We start from the raw sequence: 17,143 nt of genomic DNA, 5'->3' as shown, positions 1-17,143 counted from the left end.
GGCCGCGGCCGGCGGGACCGCCGGGACCGAAGGCGCCGCGGGGGCGGGCGGCGGGGCCACCGGAGCGGGCGGCGCCGCCTGCGGGGGCTCGTCGACCGTGATGCCGAAGTCCGTGGCCAGCCCTTCGAGTCCGCTGCCGTACCCCTGCCCGACGGCGCGGAACTTCCAGCCGCCCTGCCTGCGGTAGAACTCACCGAGCACGAACGCGGTCTCGACACTCGCGCCCTCGCTGTCGAAGCGCGCGACCTCCGTGCCCTGCCGGTCGTCGAGGACCCTGATGTAGAGGCCGGGGACCTGCCCGAAGGCGCCGCCGTCCGAGGAGGCCGCGAGCACCACCGTCTCGATGGCGGGCTCCACGCGCGCGAGGTCGACGAAGAGCGTGTCGCTCACCTGCCCGCCCGCGTTCCGCTTGCCCTCGTGGCGCACCGCGCCGGAGGAGTGCGCCGGCTGGTTGTAGAACACGAAATCGGCGTCGGAGCGGACCTTGCCGGAGGCCAGCAGCAGCGCCGAGGCGTCCGCGTCGGGCACGCCGGGGCCGGCCCGCCAGCCCAGTTCGACCCGCAGTCCTGCCGTCGGCACCGGAACGTTCGAACCTTTAGACATTGACATGTCCGCCCCCATCGGGTGTCTTCGCCAGGACCGCGCCCTGTCGCGTTCGGTCGTTCCGCGCCAACTTAATCCCCCGGGCGGCGAACGCCCATGATTGGGCCGGGAGAGGGTCGGCCGACCCACGGGTAACCCACCCGGAACTCGGCTTTTACCCGATCTCCACGCGACGCGCCGCCCTTTTTCGCCAAGTTCGCTCACATTGGGGGTACCGAGTCACTGCCCACACGGAAAACAAGCCTCTTATCGGTCTCCCCAACCAGCACATCGTGGGCTTAACTTATGTGTCATGACCTCCCCCCGCTCCACCTATGGCGGCGGTTACTACTCCGCCTCCTTCCCGGACACCCCGATCTACGACTCTCTCGTGGCCGAGCGGGGCACCCCGCAGATCGCCCCGATCCGGGTTCCCGCGGCCTACGACACCGCGGGCAGCAACCTCCCCGCCCTCTCCTCCGCGCTGCCCGCCCTGCCCGCCGCGCCCTCTCCGCAGGCTCCGTCGTACGGCTACCCGCAGGCCCAGCAGCCCGCTCCGCTGCAGCAGGCCGCCGCGCCGTACATCCCGCAGCAGGGCGCCGCGCCGCGCGGCTACCCGGGGCCCCAGGCCCCCCAGCAGCAGCGCCCGGCGAACGGCGGCGGCACGGGCTACGAGGCGATGCGCCCCGCGGCGCCGCGCCCGGCCCCGGCGCCGTACCAGGACCCGTACAACAACCAGCAGTACCGGGGTTACTGAGGGCGGTTCAGCCGGAGGCGGCCCGGGTCCTCCGGACAGGACGGCGTCCGGCCGGGGCGGACACGGGGAAGCGGGTACGGAGCAGGTACCGCACGGGACGGGGCCGCCGCCCGGCCGTGGACCGCTGAGCCTGCCCGTGCCCCGGCCGACGGCACCGGGCCGGTGGAGATCCGGCAGGACAGGGGGGAGCCGGCTCCGTCGGGACCGCGGCGCACATCCGGTCCGGCGCCCGTCCCGGTTCCGCCGTACGGCTCGCGCCCCCGGCGACCCGGCCCGGCCCGGCCCGGCTCAATCCGATCCGTCTCGACCTGACCCGATCCGGGCCGGCCCGGCCGACGGCCGGAACGCATCCGCCGACCGGAACGCACCCGACGGCCGGAACGCATCCGCGCAGGGCGGCGGACCTCCGCACGCCCCCGCGCAGCGCCGCCGTTCCGGCGGCGGACGGGTCTTCTGGCGGGATCCCGCACCGGACGGCCTCGTCCGGCGCGCGGGCGGCCCGCCGGTGTTCCCGGACGGGGAACCCGTCCGGGAACACCGGCGGCGGGCACGGCCGTTGGGCCTGTGTGAGGAGTTCGTGGGAGACCGGCGGGAGAGGTGATGTCGCTCTCTCCCGTCCGGACTCCGCGCGTGAACGGCTCCGGTCGGGGTTACCCACGGACGCGGAAGGGGGTGCGCAGCGGTGCGGGCGATCAGAGGGTTGTGGCGCTGGCGGCACAACCCGCTCCGGCGCACGACGGACCTCGTCGAGGCGTGGCTGGCCCTGGGGGCGCTCCTGCTGATCCTCGTCGGGGCGCCCCTGGCCGGTCTCCTGGTCGGCCGGCTCGCCGAGGACGCCCTGCGGCAGTCCGTGCGCGAGCAGCGCGAGAACCGCCACCCGGTGACGGCGACCGTCGTGCGCAACGCCGACCGCACTCCGCTCGACCCGGATCCCGAGACGGCTTCCGGGCGCGACTCCCACAGCCGGGTGGTCGCCCGCTGGAGGGCCCCGGACGGCGCCGTCCGGCACGGCACGGCCATGGCGGCGTCGGCGTCCCCGCGGCGCGGCGACCGGTTCGCGGTGTGGACGGACGACCGCGGCCGGATAGTGGGCCGCCCGCTGGACGACGCGACCGCGGCGACGCACGCCGTCCTGGCGGGTCTCGGCACGGCCGCCGCCTGCGCCGGCGCCGTCGAGGGCTCCCGGCGCCTGGTGGTCCGGCAGCTGGTGCGGCGCAGGTACGAGCGCTGGGACCGGGCCTGGTCCCGGGCCGGGCCGGACTGGGGCCGGGCGGGCGCCGGCAGCTGACCGCACTCCACGCTCCGGTCAACCGCGCGGCCCCGCGCACGCTACGGTGGACCGGCCGAGGTGTTCGGCACCGTCGTGAGAGGCTGTTTCCCGTTCCCCGCGCGCCGAGTTGCCACAGCCGGGCGGAGGGCACGAATTCTCAGGACCCGCGTACGACGAGGTGGGGGCACAGCAGCGCCATGGCACAGGGCACGGTCCAGGTGACGCACACCGGCACGTCGCGGTGGCGGCGCCGCACGGGTGAGTACGCATCGCTCGCCGCCGCCCTGGAGGCCGCGGCCGACGGTGACGTGCTCACCGTCGCGCCCGGGACCTACCGGGAGAACCTCGTGATCGAGCGGGCGGTGACGCTGCGCGGCTCCGAGGGGTCGGCCGGTTCCGTGCGCATCGCGCCCGCCGACGGGGTGCCGCTGACCGTGCGTGCCTCCGCGGTGGTGCAGGACCTGCTGGTGGAGGGCCAGGACTCGGCCGCGCCCGCGCTGCTCGTCGAGGAGGGCACGCCGGAGCTGACGGACATCCGGATCGTCACCCGGTCCGCGGCCGGCATCGAGGTGCGCGGCGGCGCCCGGCCGACGGTACGGCGGTGCGCCGTGGACAACCCCGCGGGCGTCGGCGTCTCCGTGCTCGACGGCGGCGGCGGGGTGTTCGAGGAGTGCGAGGTCGTGGCGGCCGGGCAGTCGGGCGTCTCGGTGCGCGGCGGCGCCCGGCCGCGTCTCGAACGCTGCCGGGTGCACCACACCGCGGGCGCGGGCCTGTCGGTGACGGGCGAGCAGTCCGCCCTCGAAGCGGTGGGCTGCGAGGTCTACGAGGTCAGGGGCAGCGGTGTGCAGGTCTCCGCGCGGGCCACGGCGCACCTCACGGACTGCGACGTGCACCGGACGACCTCGGACGGCGTGACCCTGGACACGGACGCCGTGCTGACGCTCGCCGACTGCCGCATCCACGACGTCCCGGAGAACGCGGTCGACCTGCGGTCCCGCTCGGTCCTCACCATGACCCGCACCACCGTGTGCCGGTTCGGGCGCAACGGGCTCTCCGTCTGGGACCCGGGCACCCGCGTGGACGCCAACCAGTGCGAGATCCACGACAGCACGGGCGACTACCCCGCGGTGTGGGTCAGCGACGGCGCGACGGTCGTCCTCGACTCCTGCCGGGTGCACGACGTGCCGGACGCCCTGTTCGTGCTCGACCGCGGCTCGCGCGCGGACGTCGTCGACAGCGACATCGCGCAGGTCCGCAACACGGCCGTGTCGGTCAGCGACGGCGCCACCGCGCAGCTCGACGACTGCCGGATCAGGGACGCCGCGACGGGCGCCTGGTTCCGCGACCACGGCAGCGGCGGGACCCTGTCGGGCTGCACGGTCGACGGCACGCAGACGGGCGTGATCGTCACCAAGGGCGCCGACCCCACCATCGAGCGGTGCACCGTCACCTCGCCCGCGGAGGCCGGTTTCTACGTGTCGGCCGGCGGCCGCGGCAGCTTCCACGGCTGCCGGGTCACCGGCAGCGGCGGCTACGGCTTCCACGTGATCGACGGCTGCCGGGCGACCCTGAAGAAGTGCCGTACGGAGCGGTGCGCACGCGGTGGTTACGAGTTCGCCGACGCCGGCGGCGACCAGGGCTCCGGCACGGGGCCCCTGGTGGAGGACTGCACGAGCGACGAGAGCGCGCAGGTGCGGCCCCCGGTCCCGGAGACCGCCGTGCAGGGCGTGGGGCAGTCCGCCGGTCTGCTGGGCATGATCCCGGGCCAGCGTGTGTCCGGGCCGGAGACACCGGCCCCCGCGGCCGGGCCGGAGCGGCCGGTCCGCACTCCGGACGCGGTGCTCGGTGAACTGGACCAGCTGGTGGGCCTCGATAGCGTCAAGCGCGAGGTGCGGGCCCTCACCGACATGATCGAGGTGGGGCGGCGCCGTCAGCAGGCGGGGCTCAAAGCGGCCTCCGCCCGGCGCCACCTCGTCTTCACCGGCTCCCCCGGCACCGGCAAGACGACGGTCGCCCGTCTGTACGGCGAGATCCTGGCCGCCCTCGGCGTCCTGGAGAAGGGGCACCTCGTCGAGGTGTCCCGTGTCGACCTGGTCGGCGAGCACATCGGGTCCACGGCCATCCGCACGCAGGAGGCGTTCGACCGGGCGCGCGGCGGTGTCCTGTTCATCGACGAGGCGTACGCGCTGTCGCCGGAGGACTCGGGGCGCGACTTCGGCCGCGAGGCGATCGACACGCTGGTGAAGCTCATGGAGGACCACCGGGAGGCGGTGGTCGTCATCGTCGCGGGTTACACGGCCGAGATGGAGCGCTTCCTGTCGGTCAACCCCGGTGTGGCGTCCCGCTTCTCACGGACCATCACCTTCAGCGACTACGGCTCCGGGGAACTGCTGCGGATCGTGGAGCAGCAGGCGGACGAGCACGAGTACCGGCTGGCGCCGGGGACGCCGGAAGCGCTGGCCGAGTACTTCACGGCGATCCCGAAGGGGCCCGCGTTCGGCAACGGCCGTACCGCGCGCCAGACCTTCGAGGCGATGGTGGAGCGGCACGCGGGGCGGGTCGCCCAGCTCGACGAGCCGAGCACGGACGACCTCACCCTGCTGTACCCGGAGGACCTGCCGGAGCTTCCCTGAGCTCCCCCGGCCCGCCGGCTACGGCCGCGGCGGCCCGCTCCCGGGGTCCCGCGGCTCCTGCGGGTCGCAGCACGGGCGGGGCGCCGGGACGCCCGGTCCGATCCGGGCCAGGAGCGTCTGCCGCTCCTGCGCGAACACGGGATCCGCCTGGTAGTCCGAGTGCCCGAGGATCGGCGCGGGCAGCGGGTGCTTCTCGGTCCGGCCGTACGCGAGCGGGTCCTCCAGGGCCTCGTGGTCGACCTGGGACCCGCAGGCGCCGGGCAGCCGTACGGGACCGCCTATGGGGTCGGTGGCCCGGTACAGGTTGCGCCAGCAGTCGACGTCCCGGTGCAGGCCGCTGAGCGCGGCGGGCCCGAAGTGCGCCGGGAACCAGCGCCCGTACAGCCGCTCCAGCGGTGAGCCGTACGTCAGCAGGGCCACCCTCCGGCGTACCGACGGCTCCAGCTGCCACGCCGCGGCGGCCGCGAGGACGCTGCCCTGGGAATGGCCGGACAGCACGAGGCGGCCGCCGGTGGCGCGGGTCCAGCCGGCGATGCGCCAGGTCAGGTCGGGGACGGCGCGCTCGGCGTAGCAGGGCGGCGCGAAGGGGTGCGCCGCGCGCGGCCAGAACGTGCCGACGTCCCACAGGATGCCGATGGTGCGGCGCGCGGTGCGGTCCTTGTAAGCGCGGCGGCCCCAGGTGACGAACAGTATGAAGCCGACCCCTATCAGCCAGGAGCCGAGCGCCTGCGCGGTCTCGGCCGCGCCCCGTACGACGGCGTACGTGTCGTCGGCCGCCCGCGCCGGGGTCTCGCCGGTGGCCAGGGCGCCCGCGAGGGCGAGGCCGCTGAGGACCAGCGTCACGACGGAGGTGACCCCGACGATCCGGGGCGCCCGGTCGGTGAGGGCCGCCATCGCGCGGATGCTCGCGATACGGCGGGTGGTGGCGGCGTCCTTGGCCTCGTTCGCGTAGGCGAGGTCCACCGCGGCCGCCTCGGTGCGGCGCAGCACCACGGTGCGCCGGACCAGCCAGCCGGCGAGGACGAGCAGGACGAGCAGCAGGGGCGGGATGACGGACGCCTGCCAGGTCAGCAGGACGGGCGGGCCCGCGATGGTGGCGCCGGTGCCGTCCAGCCAGTCGGCGACGCGCTGGGAGACACCGCCCGACATCACCGCGCCCAGGGCGCAGGCCAGCATCGCGACGGCGGGTCCGGCCAGGCCCCGCATCGCGGTACGGGGCTCCGGGTGGGAGCGGTGCAGGACGTGGGCCACGACACCGAGGGCGATCACCAGCAGGCCCTCGACCAGCGCGATGGTGCCGAAGGCGGCGTCGCCGGGCAGCCGGGACTCCGATTCCCAGGCCGGGCGCGACCAGCCGGCGTAGCCGAGGGTGAGGGCGAGCAGGGCGATCGAGCCGAGGGGCAGCCACCGTACGAGAGCCGCGTCGAGGTGCCGGTCGAGCCGGTGCTCGCTGCGGCCCCGGCGGCAGACCACCCACAGCACGACGCCCGCCCCCGCCGCGAACGACACCTCCAGGAGCCGTCCGAGCACCTCCAGGACGGCCGGCCCGCCGGCCTCGCGGTCGTGCCGGGCGGCGGCGGTGCCGACCGCCGCGGCGACCGTCAGCAGGCCCGCGGCGGTGTGCGCGACGCGCAGCCGGGCGACCAGGCGGCGGCCGTACCAGAAGCCGGGCCGGCTCAGTCCGGCCCGGCCGGTCTCCTCGTCCGGCTCGTCCTCGCGCGGCAGCGGCTGCTGGGACTCGTACGCGCTCCAGGTGCGGTGCGAGAGGTACCACAGGAGGCCGGTGAGGGCGGCGGGCACCAGGGCGGCGAGGGCGAGGCGGCGGCCGGGCTGGCTCCACCAGCCGTCGCCCGGGACCGCCGGGGACAGGAAGCCGAGCCAGGAGTGCTCCTCGGCGCACGGTCCCGTGCCCGCGCACTGCCAGGCGACCAGGTCGAGGGCGACCTCGCAGGCCGCCGCGACCAGCAGCACCGTGAGGGTCAGCCCGGTGAGGCGCACGATCAGGCCGTAGAGCCGCACGGCCGCGACGCGGTTGTCGCCGACCGTGGGCCGCATCCAGTGGGCGAGGTTGACCACCATGAACGGCAGGAGCAGCAGCCACAGGGCCCTGGAGCCGTCGCCCGAGGTGAGGTTGCACCAGACGTACGCCTCGGGGACCGGCTCGCCCCGGCGCGCGGCGGGCCGCTCGGCCGCGTCCCTCTCCGCTTCGGCGTCGTCGGTCCGGCGGAACACCGCGGCCGTGTCGTCGCCGGTGATCCGCACCGTGCGCGGGTCGTTCAGCATCTCCTGGGGTGTCGTGCCGCCGACGCCGTGGACGAGGAGTTCGAGAGCGGTGTCGGCCGCCGGCCGCCGCTCCGGTCCGTTCGTCCCTGCGGTCGGGGCGTGCCCCTGCAGACGGTCCACTGTTGTCATTCCCCCGTGATCCCCGTACGGCATGTGCCATGTTCGGATGCAAGGATCCTCCGGGCCGGCGGTGCGCGCACCACTCGTCACCGAATCTCCCCGATCCGTGGGCCGGTACCGGACAAGGGCGCGGCGTGATGTGCGCGTGCCGCCACAGCAGTGGCGCGACCTGCGGTGACCCGTGCGAGGATGGGCGTCGCGCGGTCCACGGGTGAGGGGAGCGTCCTGGTGGATGAGGGCGCAGGGGCATGTCAGGTCCAGGTCGGGCGGGTCGAGGCGAAGGGAACCGGAGCGGACGTGAGCGAGAATCAGAACCTCCTCGCGGAGCAGCGGCGCGCCCTGATCCTGGACGAGGTCCGGCGGCGCGGCGGCGTCCGGGTCAACGAACTCACCAGGAAACTCGGCGTGTCCGACATGACGGTCCGCCGCGACCTGGACGCGCTCGCCCGTCAGGGTGTGGTGGAGAAGGTGCACGGCGGCGCCGTCCCGGTGGTGGAGGCGAGTACGCACGAGCCGGGCTTCGAGGCCAAGTCGGGTCTGGAGCTGACGGCCAAGGAGGACATCGCGCGGGCGGCCGCGGCGCTGGTGACGCCGGGCACGGCGATCGCGCTGTCGGGCGGCACGACGACGTACGCGCTCGCCCACCACCTCCTGGACGTGCCGGACCTGACCGTGGTGACCAACTCGGTGCGGGTGGCCGACGTCTTCCACGCGGCGCAGCGCACGTCGGGGCAGCGGCAGGGCGCGGCGACGGTCGTGCTGACGGGCGGGGTGCGCACGCCGTCGGACTCGCTGGTGGGTCCCGTCGCGGACCAGGCCATCGGGGCGCTCCACTTCGACGTGCTCTTCCTCGGGGTGCACGGCATATCCGTGGAGGCGGGCCTGTCCACGCCGAACCTGGCGGAGGCCGAGACGAACCGGCGGCTCGTGCAGTCCGCACGGCGTGTCGTCGTGGTCGCGGACCACACCAAGTGGGGCACGGTGGGGCTGAGTTCGTTCGCCGCGCTGGACCGGATCGACACGCTGGTGACGGACGGCGGACTGCCCGCGGAGGCGCGCGCGGAGGTGTCCGAGCACCTGCGGCGCCTGGTGGTGGCGGGCGAGCCGGAGAGCGAGAACGGGGCTGACGGGTCTGACGGACCCGGCGCCTGAGGACCTCCGGGGCGGTCGCGGGCGGCACGGGCCTCCACGGTACGGACATCCGCGGTACAGACATCTGACAGGTCGTCGGCTAATGTGGCCGCGCCCCGTCGGCCGCCGTGTCACGGGCGCGGTGCCGCACGTTCCCGGACCCGTTCCCGCGAGGGGGTTTGCGCGCATGGCCCACCGACTGCGCCCCGTGGGGCCCGACTTCGTCGGGACCGCTCCCGTACGGCTGGTGTTCACGCGTGAGATGGCCGCGCCCCCCGAGGCGGTCTACCGTGCGCTGGCCGAGGACGTGGCCGGCTGGCCGCAGTGGTTCTCCGCCGTGACGTCGGCCCGTCCGACCGACGACGGCCGCGGACGGCACATCCGGCTCAGGGGCGGCACGCGCTTCGAGGAGACCGTCGTCGCGGCCGGGCCCGGCGAGGTGTACGCGTACCGCGTCGACGTGACGAACGCCCCCGGCCTGCGCGCCCTCGTCGAGGAGTGGCGGCTCGCGCCGCACGGCTCCGGTACGCGGCTGCGGTGGACCTGGGCCGCCGACGGCACGGCGCCGCTGCGCCTCGGGATGCGGCTGGGCCGCGCGGGCCTGCACCGGGCGTTCCGCGACGCGGTGACGCGGCTGGACCGGCGGATCGCCCCGGCTGCCGCGCCCTGACGGGAGACGGGGCGAACGGGACGGGTGCGGGGCGGGGGCGGAGCGGTCCGTGTACCACCGGCGGACGTCCGGGGCAGGTCGCGTGTCCGCCCGCCGGTGGTACGGCGGTCCGGGGGCGGAGCCGGGCCGGCGGCCGCTCCCCGTCCCGGCCGGTCCCGCACCCCGCCCCGGGCCGCTCCCGCGGGCCTCCTCAGCCGGGCCAGACCCCCGTGGCCAGCAGCGACTCGATCGTGGCCGTGTAGGGCGCGATGTCCAGTCCCTGGGCGGCCAGCCAGTCGTCCGAGTAGTACTTGTCGAGATAGCGGTCCCCGGGGTCGCACAGCAGCGTCACCACGCTGCCGGTCCGGCCCGCCGCCACCATCTCGGCCACGATCCTGAGCGCGCTCCACAGACCCGTGCCGGTCGAGCCGCCCGCCTTGCGCCCGATGGCCCGTTCCAGCGCCCGCACGGCCGCCACGCTCGCCGCGTCCGGCACCTTCATCATCCGGTCGACGGCCCCCGGCACGAAGCTCGGCTCCATGCGCGGACGCCCGATGCCCTCGATGCGCGAGCCGCAGTCGGTGGTGACGTCCGCGTCCCCCGTGGTCCAGCCCTCGAAGAAACAGGAGTTCTCCGGATCGGCCACGCAGACACGGGTGTCGTACTGCATGTAGTGCACGTAGCGCGCGATGGTCGCCGAGGTGCCGCCGGTGCCCGCGGTGGCCACGATCCACGCGGGTTCGGGATGGCGCTCCAGCTCCAGCTGGCGGTAGACGGACTCGGCGATGTTGTTGTTGCCGCGCCAGTCCGTGGCCCGTTCCGCGTAGGTGAACTGGTCCATGTAGTGACCGCCGGTCTCGGCCGCGAGGGCCGCCGACTCCTCGTACATCGTCCGCGGGTCGTCGACGAAGTGGCACCGACCGCCGTGGAACTCGATCAGCCGGCACTTCTCGGCGCTCGTGGTGCGGGGCACGACGGCGATGAACGGAACCCCGATCAGACCGGCGAAGTACGCCTCGGAGACGGCGGTGGAGCCGCTGGACGCCTCGATGACGGGGCGGTCCCGGCGGATCCAGCCGTTGCACAGGCCGTAGAGGAAGAGCGAGCGGGCCAGCCGGTGCTTGAGGCTGCCGGTGGGGTGGGTGGACTCGTCCTTGAGGTACAGGTCGATGCCCCAGTGCTCGGGCAGCGGGAAGCGCAGCAGATGGGTGTCGGCCGATCTGTTCGCGTCGGCCTGGACCTTGCGCACGGCCTCCTTGAGCCAGCGGCGGTACTCCGCGTCGCTGTGGTCGACGTCGAGCGTGGCCATCGGCTCGTGGGGGCGGGCCTGCTGCGGGGCGGTCACGGCGGGGCTCCTTCGGGTCGTGCCGACGTCGGGTCACGTGGTCGGACGCCTCGATCATAGGCACCTTCAGCACCCTTCTCACCTGCATAAACACTTCTTTGAGCACCTCAAAGGAACTACTGGCACCGCCTGTCACGGAGGGCTGGGGGGCGCATTCACGTGAGTGCGCCGGAGGGCATGTGCCACCCCGCGATGCGCACTGGTGCTCGACGCCCGGCGCAGGCAGACTGCAAACGCGGGAGCCGATCCCCCATGGGACGGCCACAGGTTCACATGACGTGCAACGGGATTCACGCGCGGTCCACGACGGGACTCGCGTCGCATGCGTGAGGGTATCCGCGTCGAATCCATGACAGGACACGACCGAAGCGCACCAGAGGCGGGCATATGGCGGAGCCGGAGTTCACGGCCAAGGGCGTACGGATCGGAAAGCGGCTGCGTTCGCTCACCCGGGCCGGACAGGTCCGGATCAGCGACGGCAGGCTGGAGTTGCTCACCAGTTACGGGAGCGAGATAGACAGCGCGCCGGTACAGGCGGTCCGGGCCTCGAAGCCCTGGTTCGCCCACGAGGACCGGGCGTTGGCCGATGTCAACGGCACCCGTTATCTGCTCACCCTGGGCGACCACGATCCGGCGCCCGGGGAACCCGGCCCTCCGGCGGCCCGCCGGTTCATCGAGGCCGTGCGCGACGCGGCGGGACGCAAGCACTGAGCCGGCCGGGGGCCGCGGCACTCCCGGCCGCCGGGAACACCGCAAGTTGCGGGGCCGCACCTCGTGGGTCACTCTGTTGTCACGTCACTCTGGGTTTACCGGCGATAACGCTGCGAACCAGCCCGCCGGCCAAGGACAGCAGGGCGGCCGGCGCGCGTAGGCAGCCCGCTGGATCCGTACTCGTCTTCTTCCGGACCTCAATTCGGGGAGTCGCAGCGTGATCAGCCAGCCAAGCAGGCATTGCACGGTCGAGCTCCATGCTCTGCCGTCGCGGATCGGCCAGGTCCGCAGAATCGTATCTGCGCAGTTGCGCTACTGGCATCTGGATCCGTTGATAGACCGGGCCGCGCTCGGTGTGACCGAGCTGTTGACCAATGTCCATCTGCATGCCCGGTCCGACAAGCTGTGCACCGTCGAGATCGAACTGCTCCTCGACCGGCTCACGGTCTCGGTGCACGACCGCGACCCGCGCCTCCCCGAGGTGCAGGACGCCAACGTCTCCGCGACCTGCGGACGCGGCCTCTCGATGGTCGCCGCGGTGAGCGAGACGTGGGGCGTCCGGCGGAACGGCGAGTCGGGCAAGGTCGTGTGGTTCTCCCTCGCCGCCCCTCCCCCCAGGGCGGCACGGCCGGCCGGCCCCCCGTACACCGCGGTCGTCGAGTCGCCCGCCCGCGGTTTCGCCGGGGCGGAGCGCGTCGCCGGCGCGCTCCGGGGCGGACATGCTCCCGCCCGGTCCGCCGTTGCAGGCTGACCGGGCGGTGACAGGGCCTCCTCGCGCCGTCTCCGCCGTCCGTGCCCCCGCACGGCGGCGGAGGCGGCGGGCGGGACACCGGCTGCCGTGGCGACGGTCCGCTCCCCACGCGGGAGGAGCCGGGTCGCGGTTCTTCCGGTGGCGGCGGCCCGGAGCACGCCGGGACGGCCGGGGTGTACGGCTCGCCGGGCCGGGCGCGGACCCGCTGCTGCTCCGGCCGCGCGGCCCGCCCCGGTGACCACCCCGCCTCGGTGACCACGGGGAGCGGGCCCGGCGGCGCCGCGAAGGTGAGGGCACCGCCGGGTACTTCGCCGGAGNGGCGGCGCCGCGAAGGTGAGGGCACCGCCGGGTACTTCGCCGGAGGCGCCGCGAAGGCGAAGGCGTTCCCCGGCACTTCACCGGACGCGCCGCGAAGGCGAAGGCGTTCCCCGGCACTTCACCGGACGCGCCGCGAAGGCGAAGACGTCGCCCGGCGCCTCGCCGGACGCGCCGTCGCCGTCGCCCGAAGGTCAGGGCGCCGGTGGCGCCGGAAGCCTGGACGAGGCCGGGCGTGGTCCGGCGCGGGACGGGACAGCCGGGCCGGGCGCGGTACGGCCCGTTGAGGGCGGGGCTCAGGTGTGGGCCAGTGCCGCGATCGGGTCGTCGAGCACCGGCTGCCATGCCAACTCGGCCGCTCCCACCAGGCTGTTGTGGTCCAGCGAGCAGGCCAGGATGGGCACGCCCCCACTCCGCCCCCAGAGGCTGCGGTCCGCCACGACGGCCCGCAGCCGCTCCGGGTCGGTGTCGAGGAGCGTGCGGTGCAGGCCCCCGAGGATGATGCGGTCGGGGTTGAGGATGTTGACCAGGCCCGCGAGTCCCAGACCCAGCCGGTCGATCAGCGCCTCGACGGCGGTGCGTACGGTCGGGTCGGCACGGTGGTCACGGATCAGCTCGTTGGCCTGCTGGAGCAGCGACACCTCGGGGCCGGGGTCGCGGCCGGCCGCGGTCAGGAACGCCAAGGGGTCCGCCTCGACGTCCAGGCAGCCCCGGCTGCCGCAGTGGCAGGGACGGCCCTCCGGACTGACCGTCAGGTGGCCGACCTCCAGCGCGAGACCCGAACTGCCGGTGTGCAGACGTCCGTCGAGCACCAGCGCACCGCCGACACCGCGGTGCCCGGTCGCCACGCACAGCAGGTCACGGGCGCCGCGCCCCGCGCCGTGCCGGTGTTCGGCGAGCGCGGCGAGGTTGACGTCGTTGGCGGCGAACGCCGGGCCGGTGATACCGGCGGCCCGGACGCACTCCGCGAAGATCTCCCGTACGGGCGCACCGGCCGGCCAGGCCAGGTGGAGCGGGTTGAGCGCGGTGCCCTCGGGTTCGGCGACGGCCGACGGGACGGCGACCCCGGCGCCCACGCAGCGGCGCCCCGTCCGCCGCAGCAGTTCGGCGCCCGCCTCCACGACCGAGCCGAGCACCTTCGCCGGGTCGGCGTCCACGGTCTCGCAGCCGGGAGCCGTCGCCACGATCCGTCCGCCGAGGCCCACCAGGGCGGCCCGGAAACCGTCGGCGTGCACCTGGGCGGCCAGCGCGACGGGGCCGTCCCCGGCCAGTTCGAGGCGGTGCGAGGGGCGGCCCTGCGAGCCGGCGGCCGCGCCCGGCCGGGCGTCGACGCGGATCAGGCCGAGCGCCTCCAGCTCCGCGGCGACCGCGCCGGCCGTCGCCCGCGTGACGCCCAGCTCGGCGGTCAGCACGGCGCGGGTCGGCGCGCGGCCGGTGTGCACGAGCTCCAACGCGGGTCCGAGCGCACCCCGCCCTCGGTCCAGCCGTGTCCTGGTGCTTCCTTCTCCCACCGCTCCGGGGGTCGTATCGCCACTCATGAGGGCGAGTCTCCCATGATCCGGACGCCCCGTGACCGGTCGGTGAGCACGGGGTGACCGGCTCAGAGGACCGGGAGGCCGCTCACCCGCAGGGTGATGTTCAGGCGGCCGGCCAGCCCCAACTCCGGCGGTCCGGTGCCCGCGTGGACGCGCGGCACACCGTGGTGGGCCAGCCGGGACGGGCCGCCGAAGACGAACAGGTCGCCGCTGCGCAGCTCCACGTCCGTGTAGGGGCGCCCCTTCGACCCGGTGTTGCCGAACCGGAAGACGCAGGTGTCCCCGAGGCTCAGCGACACCACGGGGGCGTCGGACCTCTCGTCGCCGTCACGGTGCATGCCCATGCGGGCACCGGCGTCGTAGAAGTTGACCAACGCGATGTCGTAGGCGTACGGGGGCTGCGGGGTCCTCTCTCCCGCGGTCCCGGTCCCGGTTCCGGCTCCGGTCCCGTCCCCGAGCCCGCTCCCGAGCCCCTCGAACGCGTCCCGCACCGCCCGGCGTCCCAGCTCGCCCAGCCAGGCGGGGAACTCCTTCACCGGGGCCCCGTCCCCGTCGACGGCGGTGGCCGCGTAACCGTACGGATACCAGTGCCGGCCGAGGCAGACCTGCCGGGAGGTCATCGTGCCGCCGCCCGGGGTACGGACCGTGCGCAGTCCGGCGGGCGGGCGGGCCCAGTCGCGGCAGGCGTCCAGGAGCTCCTTCTGGCGCCCGGCCGTCAGCCAGTCCGGCACGTGCACGGCGCCCGGCGCGATCCGTGTCCGGCTGCGGGGGAACAGTTCGGCGTCCACGGCACCCATCCTCGCGCACGACCCGGTGTGCGCCGCGGGCGGTGCGCGCCGGGTCGCCGAACCCCACTGAGCTGCGCCTCCGCTAGCCTGGGCCCGATGACCGACCGTATGACGACCCCCTCGGCCGAGCTGATGCTGGCGCGCTTCCCCGAGGACTCCCGTGACCAGCTCCGTGCGTGGGACGCCTCCGACGAGTACCTGCTCAGGCACCTCGCCGACAGCGGGCAGGCGCTCGACGGCACGGTCGTCGTGGTCGGTGACCGGTGGGGCGCCCTCACCACGGCCCTCGGCGCACACGGGCCGGTGCAGGTCACCGACTCGTTCCTGACCCGGGAGGCGACCCGCGCCAACCTCGCGCGCAACGGCGCCGACCCGGCGTCCGTACGGCTCCTCACCACCCGGGACGCGATGCCCGGGCGCACGGACGTGCTGCTCGTACGCGTGCCGAAGAGCCTCGCGCTCCTGGAGGACCAACTGCTGCGGCTGGCGCCCTCCGTGCACGGGGGGACGGTCGTCGTCGGCACCGGCATGGTGAAGGAGATCCACACCTCCACGCTCAAGCTGTTCGAGCGGATCCTCGGGCCGACCCGGACGTCGCTGGCCGAGAAGAAGGCCCGGCTCATCTTCTGCACGCCGAACCCCGGCCTCGCGCGGCCGGCGAACCCCTGGCCGCTGAGCTACACCCTGCCCGACGGCATCGGCCCCGTGTCCGGGCGCACCGTCGTCAACGAGGCGGGCGTCTTCTGCGCGGAGCGCCTGGACATCGGCACCAGGTTCTTCCTCCGGCACCTGCCGTACGGGGCCGGCGGCGAGGGGACCGGAGGCGACGGGGCCGACGGCGGCCGGATCGTGGACCTGGGCTGCGGGAACGGTGTGGTGGGCACCGCGATGGCACTGGCGCGGCCGGCGAGCGAGGTGCTGTTCGTGGACGAGTCGTACCAGGCGGTGGCCTCGGCGGAGGCGACGTACCGGGTGAACACCGACGACGCCGCGGAGCGCGGCAAGGCGGAGTTCCGCGTCGGGGACGGCCTGAACGGTCTCCCGGAGGCGAGCGTCGACCTGGTGCTGACCAACCCGCCCTTCCACTCGCACCAGGCGACGACCGACGCCACGGCGTGGCGGATGTTCGGCGGCGCGCGCCGGACCCTGCGGCCCGGCGGCGAACTGTGGGTGGTCGGCAACCGCCACCTCGGCTACCACGTGAAGCTGCGCCGTCTCTTCGGCAACAGCGAACTGGTCGCGAGCGACGCGAAGTTCGTGGTGCTGAAGGCCGTCAGGCGGTAGCGGGGCCCGGACAGGCGACAGCGGGGGCCGGAGGCGTCAGGAGGGTTCGGAGGCGTCAGGGGGGCCGGGGGCGTCAGGGGGGCCGGGGGCGTCAGGGGGGCCGGGGGCGTCAGGGGGGCCGGGGGCGTCAGGGGGTGGTCAGGACATCGATGATCCGCGTCACCGCCTCCGTCATGGCCTCCCGCGCCGCCGCGAGGTACGTGCGCGGGTCCACCGCCCCGGGGTGCGCGGTCAGGAACCCCCCGACCGCCTCCGTCATGGCGACGTTGAGAGCGGTTCCCACGTTGACCTTGGTGATGCCGCCGGCGACGGCCGCCCGCAGCCCGGCGTCCGGGACGCCGGACGAGCCGTGCAGCACGAGCGGCACGTCGAGGGCGGCGGCGAGCCGCCCGAGCAGGTCGTGGTCGAGGGCGGCGGTGCGCGTGGTCATGGCGTGCGTGCTGCCGATCGCCACCGCCAGGGCGTCCACGCCCGCGTCGGCGACGAAGGCGCGGGCCTCGGCCGGGTCGGTGCGCGCACCCGCCGCGTGGGCGTCCAGCGGCGGCTGTCCCGCCTTGCCGCCGACCTCGCCCAGCTCGGCCTCGACCCAGAGGCCCTGGCCGTGGGCCCGGTCCGCGGCGGCGCGGGTGGCGGCGAGGTTCCCGGCGTAGGGAAGGTGGGCGGCGTCGTACATGACGGAGCTGAACCCGGCGTCCGCGGCCTGCCGGAGCAGCTCGTCGCTCCGGACGTGGTCGAGGTGGAGCGCGACGGGCACGGCCGCGTGGTCGGCCGCGGCGGCCGCGGCGCGGGCCAGCGGGAGCAGCCGTCCGCGGCGGAACTTCACCGCGTTCTCACTGACCTGCAGGATCACGGGGGCGTCCGCGGCCTCGGCACCGGCGACGACGGCCTCGACGTGTTCCAGTGTGATGACGTTGAAGGCGGCGACGGCGGTACGGGCCGCCGCCGCCCGGGCGACCAGTTCACCCGCGGCCACGAGAGGCATGGACCCT

General features: G+C 74.7%; 14 protein-coding genes. 8 read left to right on the top strand and 6 right to left on the bottom strand.

Annotated elements, in window-relative coordinates; all coding sequences use genetic code 11:
* The coding region (locus tag KM933_RS20450) for a TerD family protein (protein ID WP_221354226.1) at positions 1–621 on the bottom strand (621 nt) is incomplete at its 3' end.
* A 274-nt stretch (positions 622–895) separates the two neighbouring features.
* Here KM933_RS20450 and KM933_RS20445 point away from each other — a divergent pair.
* The 3 genes from KM933_RS20445 to KM933_RS20435 all read left to right on the top strand — a co-directional run bounded on the left by KM933_RS20445 (position 896) and on the right by KM933_RS20435 (position 5,242).
* Complete coding sequence (locus KM933_RS20445; protein WP_221354224.1) at positions 896–1,339, top strand: DUF6643 family protein; 444 nt, start codon at positions 896–898, stop codon at positions 1,337–1,339.
* A gap of 682 nt (positions 1,340–2,021) precedes the next feature.
* A complete protein-coding gene (locus KM933_RS20440; RefSeq protein ID WP_221354222.1) occupies positions 2,022–2,627 on the top strand; it encodes an Rv1733c family protein in 606 nt (201 codons plus the stop codon).
* Positions 2,628–2,806: 179 nt separating this feature from the next.
* Complete coding sequence (locus KM933_RS20435; protein WP_221354220.1) at positions 2,807–5,242, top strand: right-handed parallel beta-helix repeat-containing protein; 2,436 nt, start codon at positions 2,807–2,809, stop codon at positions 5,240–5,242.
* Between the two features lie 18 nt (positions 5,243–5,260).
* Here KM933_RS20435 and KM933_RS20430 read toward each other — a convergent pair whose 3' ends face one another.
* The gene (locus KM933_RS20430; protein ID WP_260333844.1) at positions 5,261–7,654 is read right to left on the bottom strand and encodes a hypothetical protein; all 2,394 of its coding nucleotides are present in this window, start codon (positions 7,652–7,654) and stop codon (positions 5,261–5,263) included.
* A 288-nt stretch (positions 7,655–7,942) separates the two neighbouring features.
* On the opposite strand from KM933_RS20430, the gene KM933_RS20425 reads away from it, so the two are divergent.
* Entirely contained in the window at positions 7,943–8,797 is an 855-nt protein-coding gene (locus KM933_RS20425; RefSeq protein ID WP_221354218.1) for a DeoR/GlpR family DNA-binding transcription regulator, read from the top strand.
* 166 nt (positions 8,798–8,963) lie between these two features.
* Complete coding sequence (locus KM933_RS20420; RefSeq protein ID WP_221354217.1) at positions 8,964–9,446, top strand: SRPBCC family protein; 483 nt, start codon at positions 8,964–8,966, stop codon at positions 9,444–9,446.
* A gap of 190 nt (positions 9,447–9,636) precedes the next feature.
* Here the strand turns inward: KM933_RS20420 and cds1 are convergent, their stop codons facing one another.
* On the bottom strand, positions 9,637–10,734 hold the full coding sequence (gene cds1, locus KM933_RS20415) for an L-cysteine desulfhydrase Cds1 (RefSeq protein ID WP_221354246.1): 1,098 nt from the start codon (positions 10,732–10,734) through the stop codon (positions 9,637–9,639).
* 423 nt (positions 10,735–11,157) lie between these two features.
* Between cds1 and KM933_RS20410 the strand changes: the two genes are divergently transcribed.
* Positions 11,158–11,481 (top strand): hypothetical protein, encoded by a 324-nt coding sequence (locus KM933_RS20410; protein WP_221354215.1) that lies wholly within the window; start codon positions 11,158–11,160, stop codon positions 11,479–11,481.
* A gap of 217 nt (positions 11,482–11,698) precedes the next feature.
* Positions 11,699–12,232, top strand: coding sequence for an ATP-binding protein (locus KM933_RS20405; RefSeq protein ID WP_221354213.1), 534 nt, complete (start codon positions 11,699–11,701; stop codon positions 12,230–12,232).
* A 611-nt stretch (positions 12,233–12,843) separates the two neighbouring features.
* On the opposite strand, the gene KM933_RS20400 is transcribed toward KM933_RS20405, so the two are convergent.
* Positions 12,844–14,085, bottom strand: a complete 1,242-nt coding sequence (locus KM933_RS20400; RefSeq protein ID WP_221354211.1) for an ROK family protein — start codon at positions 14,083–14,085, stop codon at positions 12,844–12,846.
* Positions 14,086–14,147: 62 nt separating this feature from the next.
* Positions 14,148–14,870 (bottom strand): alpha-ketoglutarate-dependent dioxygenase AlkB family protein, encoded by a 723-nt coding sequence (locus KM933_RS20395; RefSeq protein WP_221354209.1) that lies wholly within the window; start codon positions 14,868–14,870, stop codon positions 14,148–14,150.
* Positions 14,871–14,966: 96 nt separating this feature from the next.
* On the opposite strand from KM933_RS20395, the gene KM933_RS20390 reads away from it, so the two are divergent.
* On the top strand, positions 14,967–16,154 hold the full coding sequence (locus KM933_RS20390) for a methyltransferase (RefSeq protein WP_430727343.1): 1,188 nt from the start codon (positions 14,967–14,969) through the stop codon (positions 16,152–16,154).
* 127 nt (positions 16,155–16,281) lie between these two features.
* Here KM933_RS20390 and KM933_RS20385 read toward each other — a convergent pair whose 3' ends face one another.
* On the bottom strand, positions 16,282–17,136 hold the full coding sequence (locus KM933_RS20385; RefSeq protein ID WP_221354207.1) for a class II fructose-bisphosphate aldolase: 855 nt from the start codon (positions 17,134–17,136) through the stop codon (positions 16,282–16,284).
* Positions 17,137–17,143 lie beyond the last annotated feature (7 nt).

Source organism: Streptomyces beigongshangae, assembly GCF_019710745.1.
GTDB classification, from domain to species: Bacteria; Actinomycetota; Actinomycetes; order Streptomycetales; family Streptomycetaceae; genus Streptomyces; species Streptomyces beigongshangae.
This window is presented reverse-complemented; position numbering and strand designations above follow the sequence as displayed.

What these genes read in the sequence shown, in the direction of transcription:
- KM933_RS20445 (WP_221354224.1), top strand. Translation starts at nt 896, where the DNA reads ATGACCTCCCCCCGCTCCACCTATGGCGGCGGTTACTACTCCGCCTCC.
- KM933_RS20435 (WP_221354220.1), top strand. Translation starts at nt 2,807, where the DNA reads ATGGCACAGGGCACGGTCCAGGTGACGCACACCGGCACGTCGCGGTGG.
- KM933_RS20430 (WP_260333844.1), bottom strand. Translation starts at nt 7,654, where the DNA reads ATGACAACAGTGGACCGTCTGCAGGGGCACGCCCCGACCGCAGGGACG.
- KM933_RS20420 (WP_221354217.1), top strand. Translation starts at nt 8,964, where the DNA reads ATGGCCCACCGACTGCGCCCCGTGGGGCCCGACTTCGTCGGGACCGCT.
- cds1 (WP_221354246.1), bottom strand. Translation starts at nt 10,734, where the DNA reads ATGGCCACGCTCGACGTCGACCACAGCGACGCGGAGTACCGCCGCTGG.
- KM933_RS20410 (WP_221354215.1), top strand. Translation starts at nt 11,158, where the DNA reads ATGGCGGAGCCGGAGTTCACGGCCAAGGGCGTACGGATCGGAAAGCGG.
- KM933_RS20400 (WP_221354211.1), bottom strand. Translation starts at nt 14,085, where the DNA reads ATGAGTGGCGATACGACCCCCGGAGCGGTGGGAGAAGGAAGCACCAGG.
- KM933_RS20390 (WP_430727343.1), top strand. Translation starts at nt 14,967, where the DNA reads ATGACCGACCGTATGACGACCCCCTCGGCCGAGCTGATGCTGGCGCGC.
- KM933_RS20385 (WP_221354207.1), bottom strand. Translation starts at nt 17,136, where the DNA reads ATGCCTCTCGTGGCCGCGGGTGAACTGGTCGCCCGGGCGGCGGCGGCC.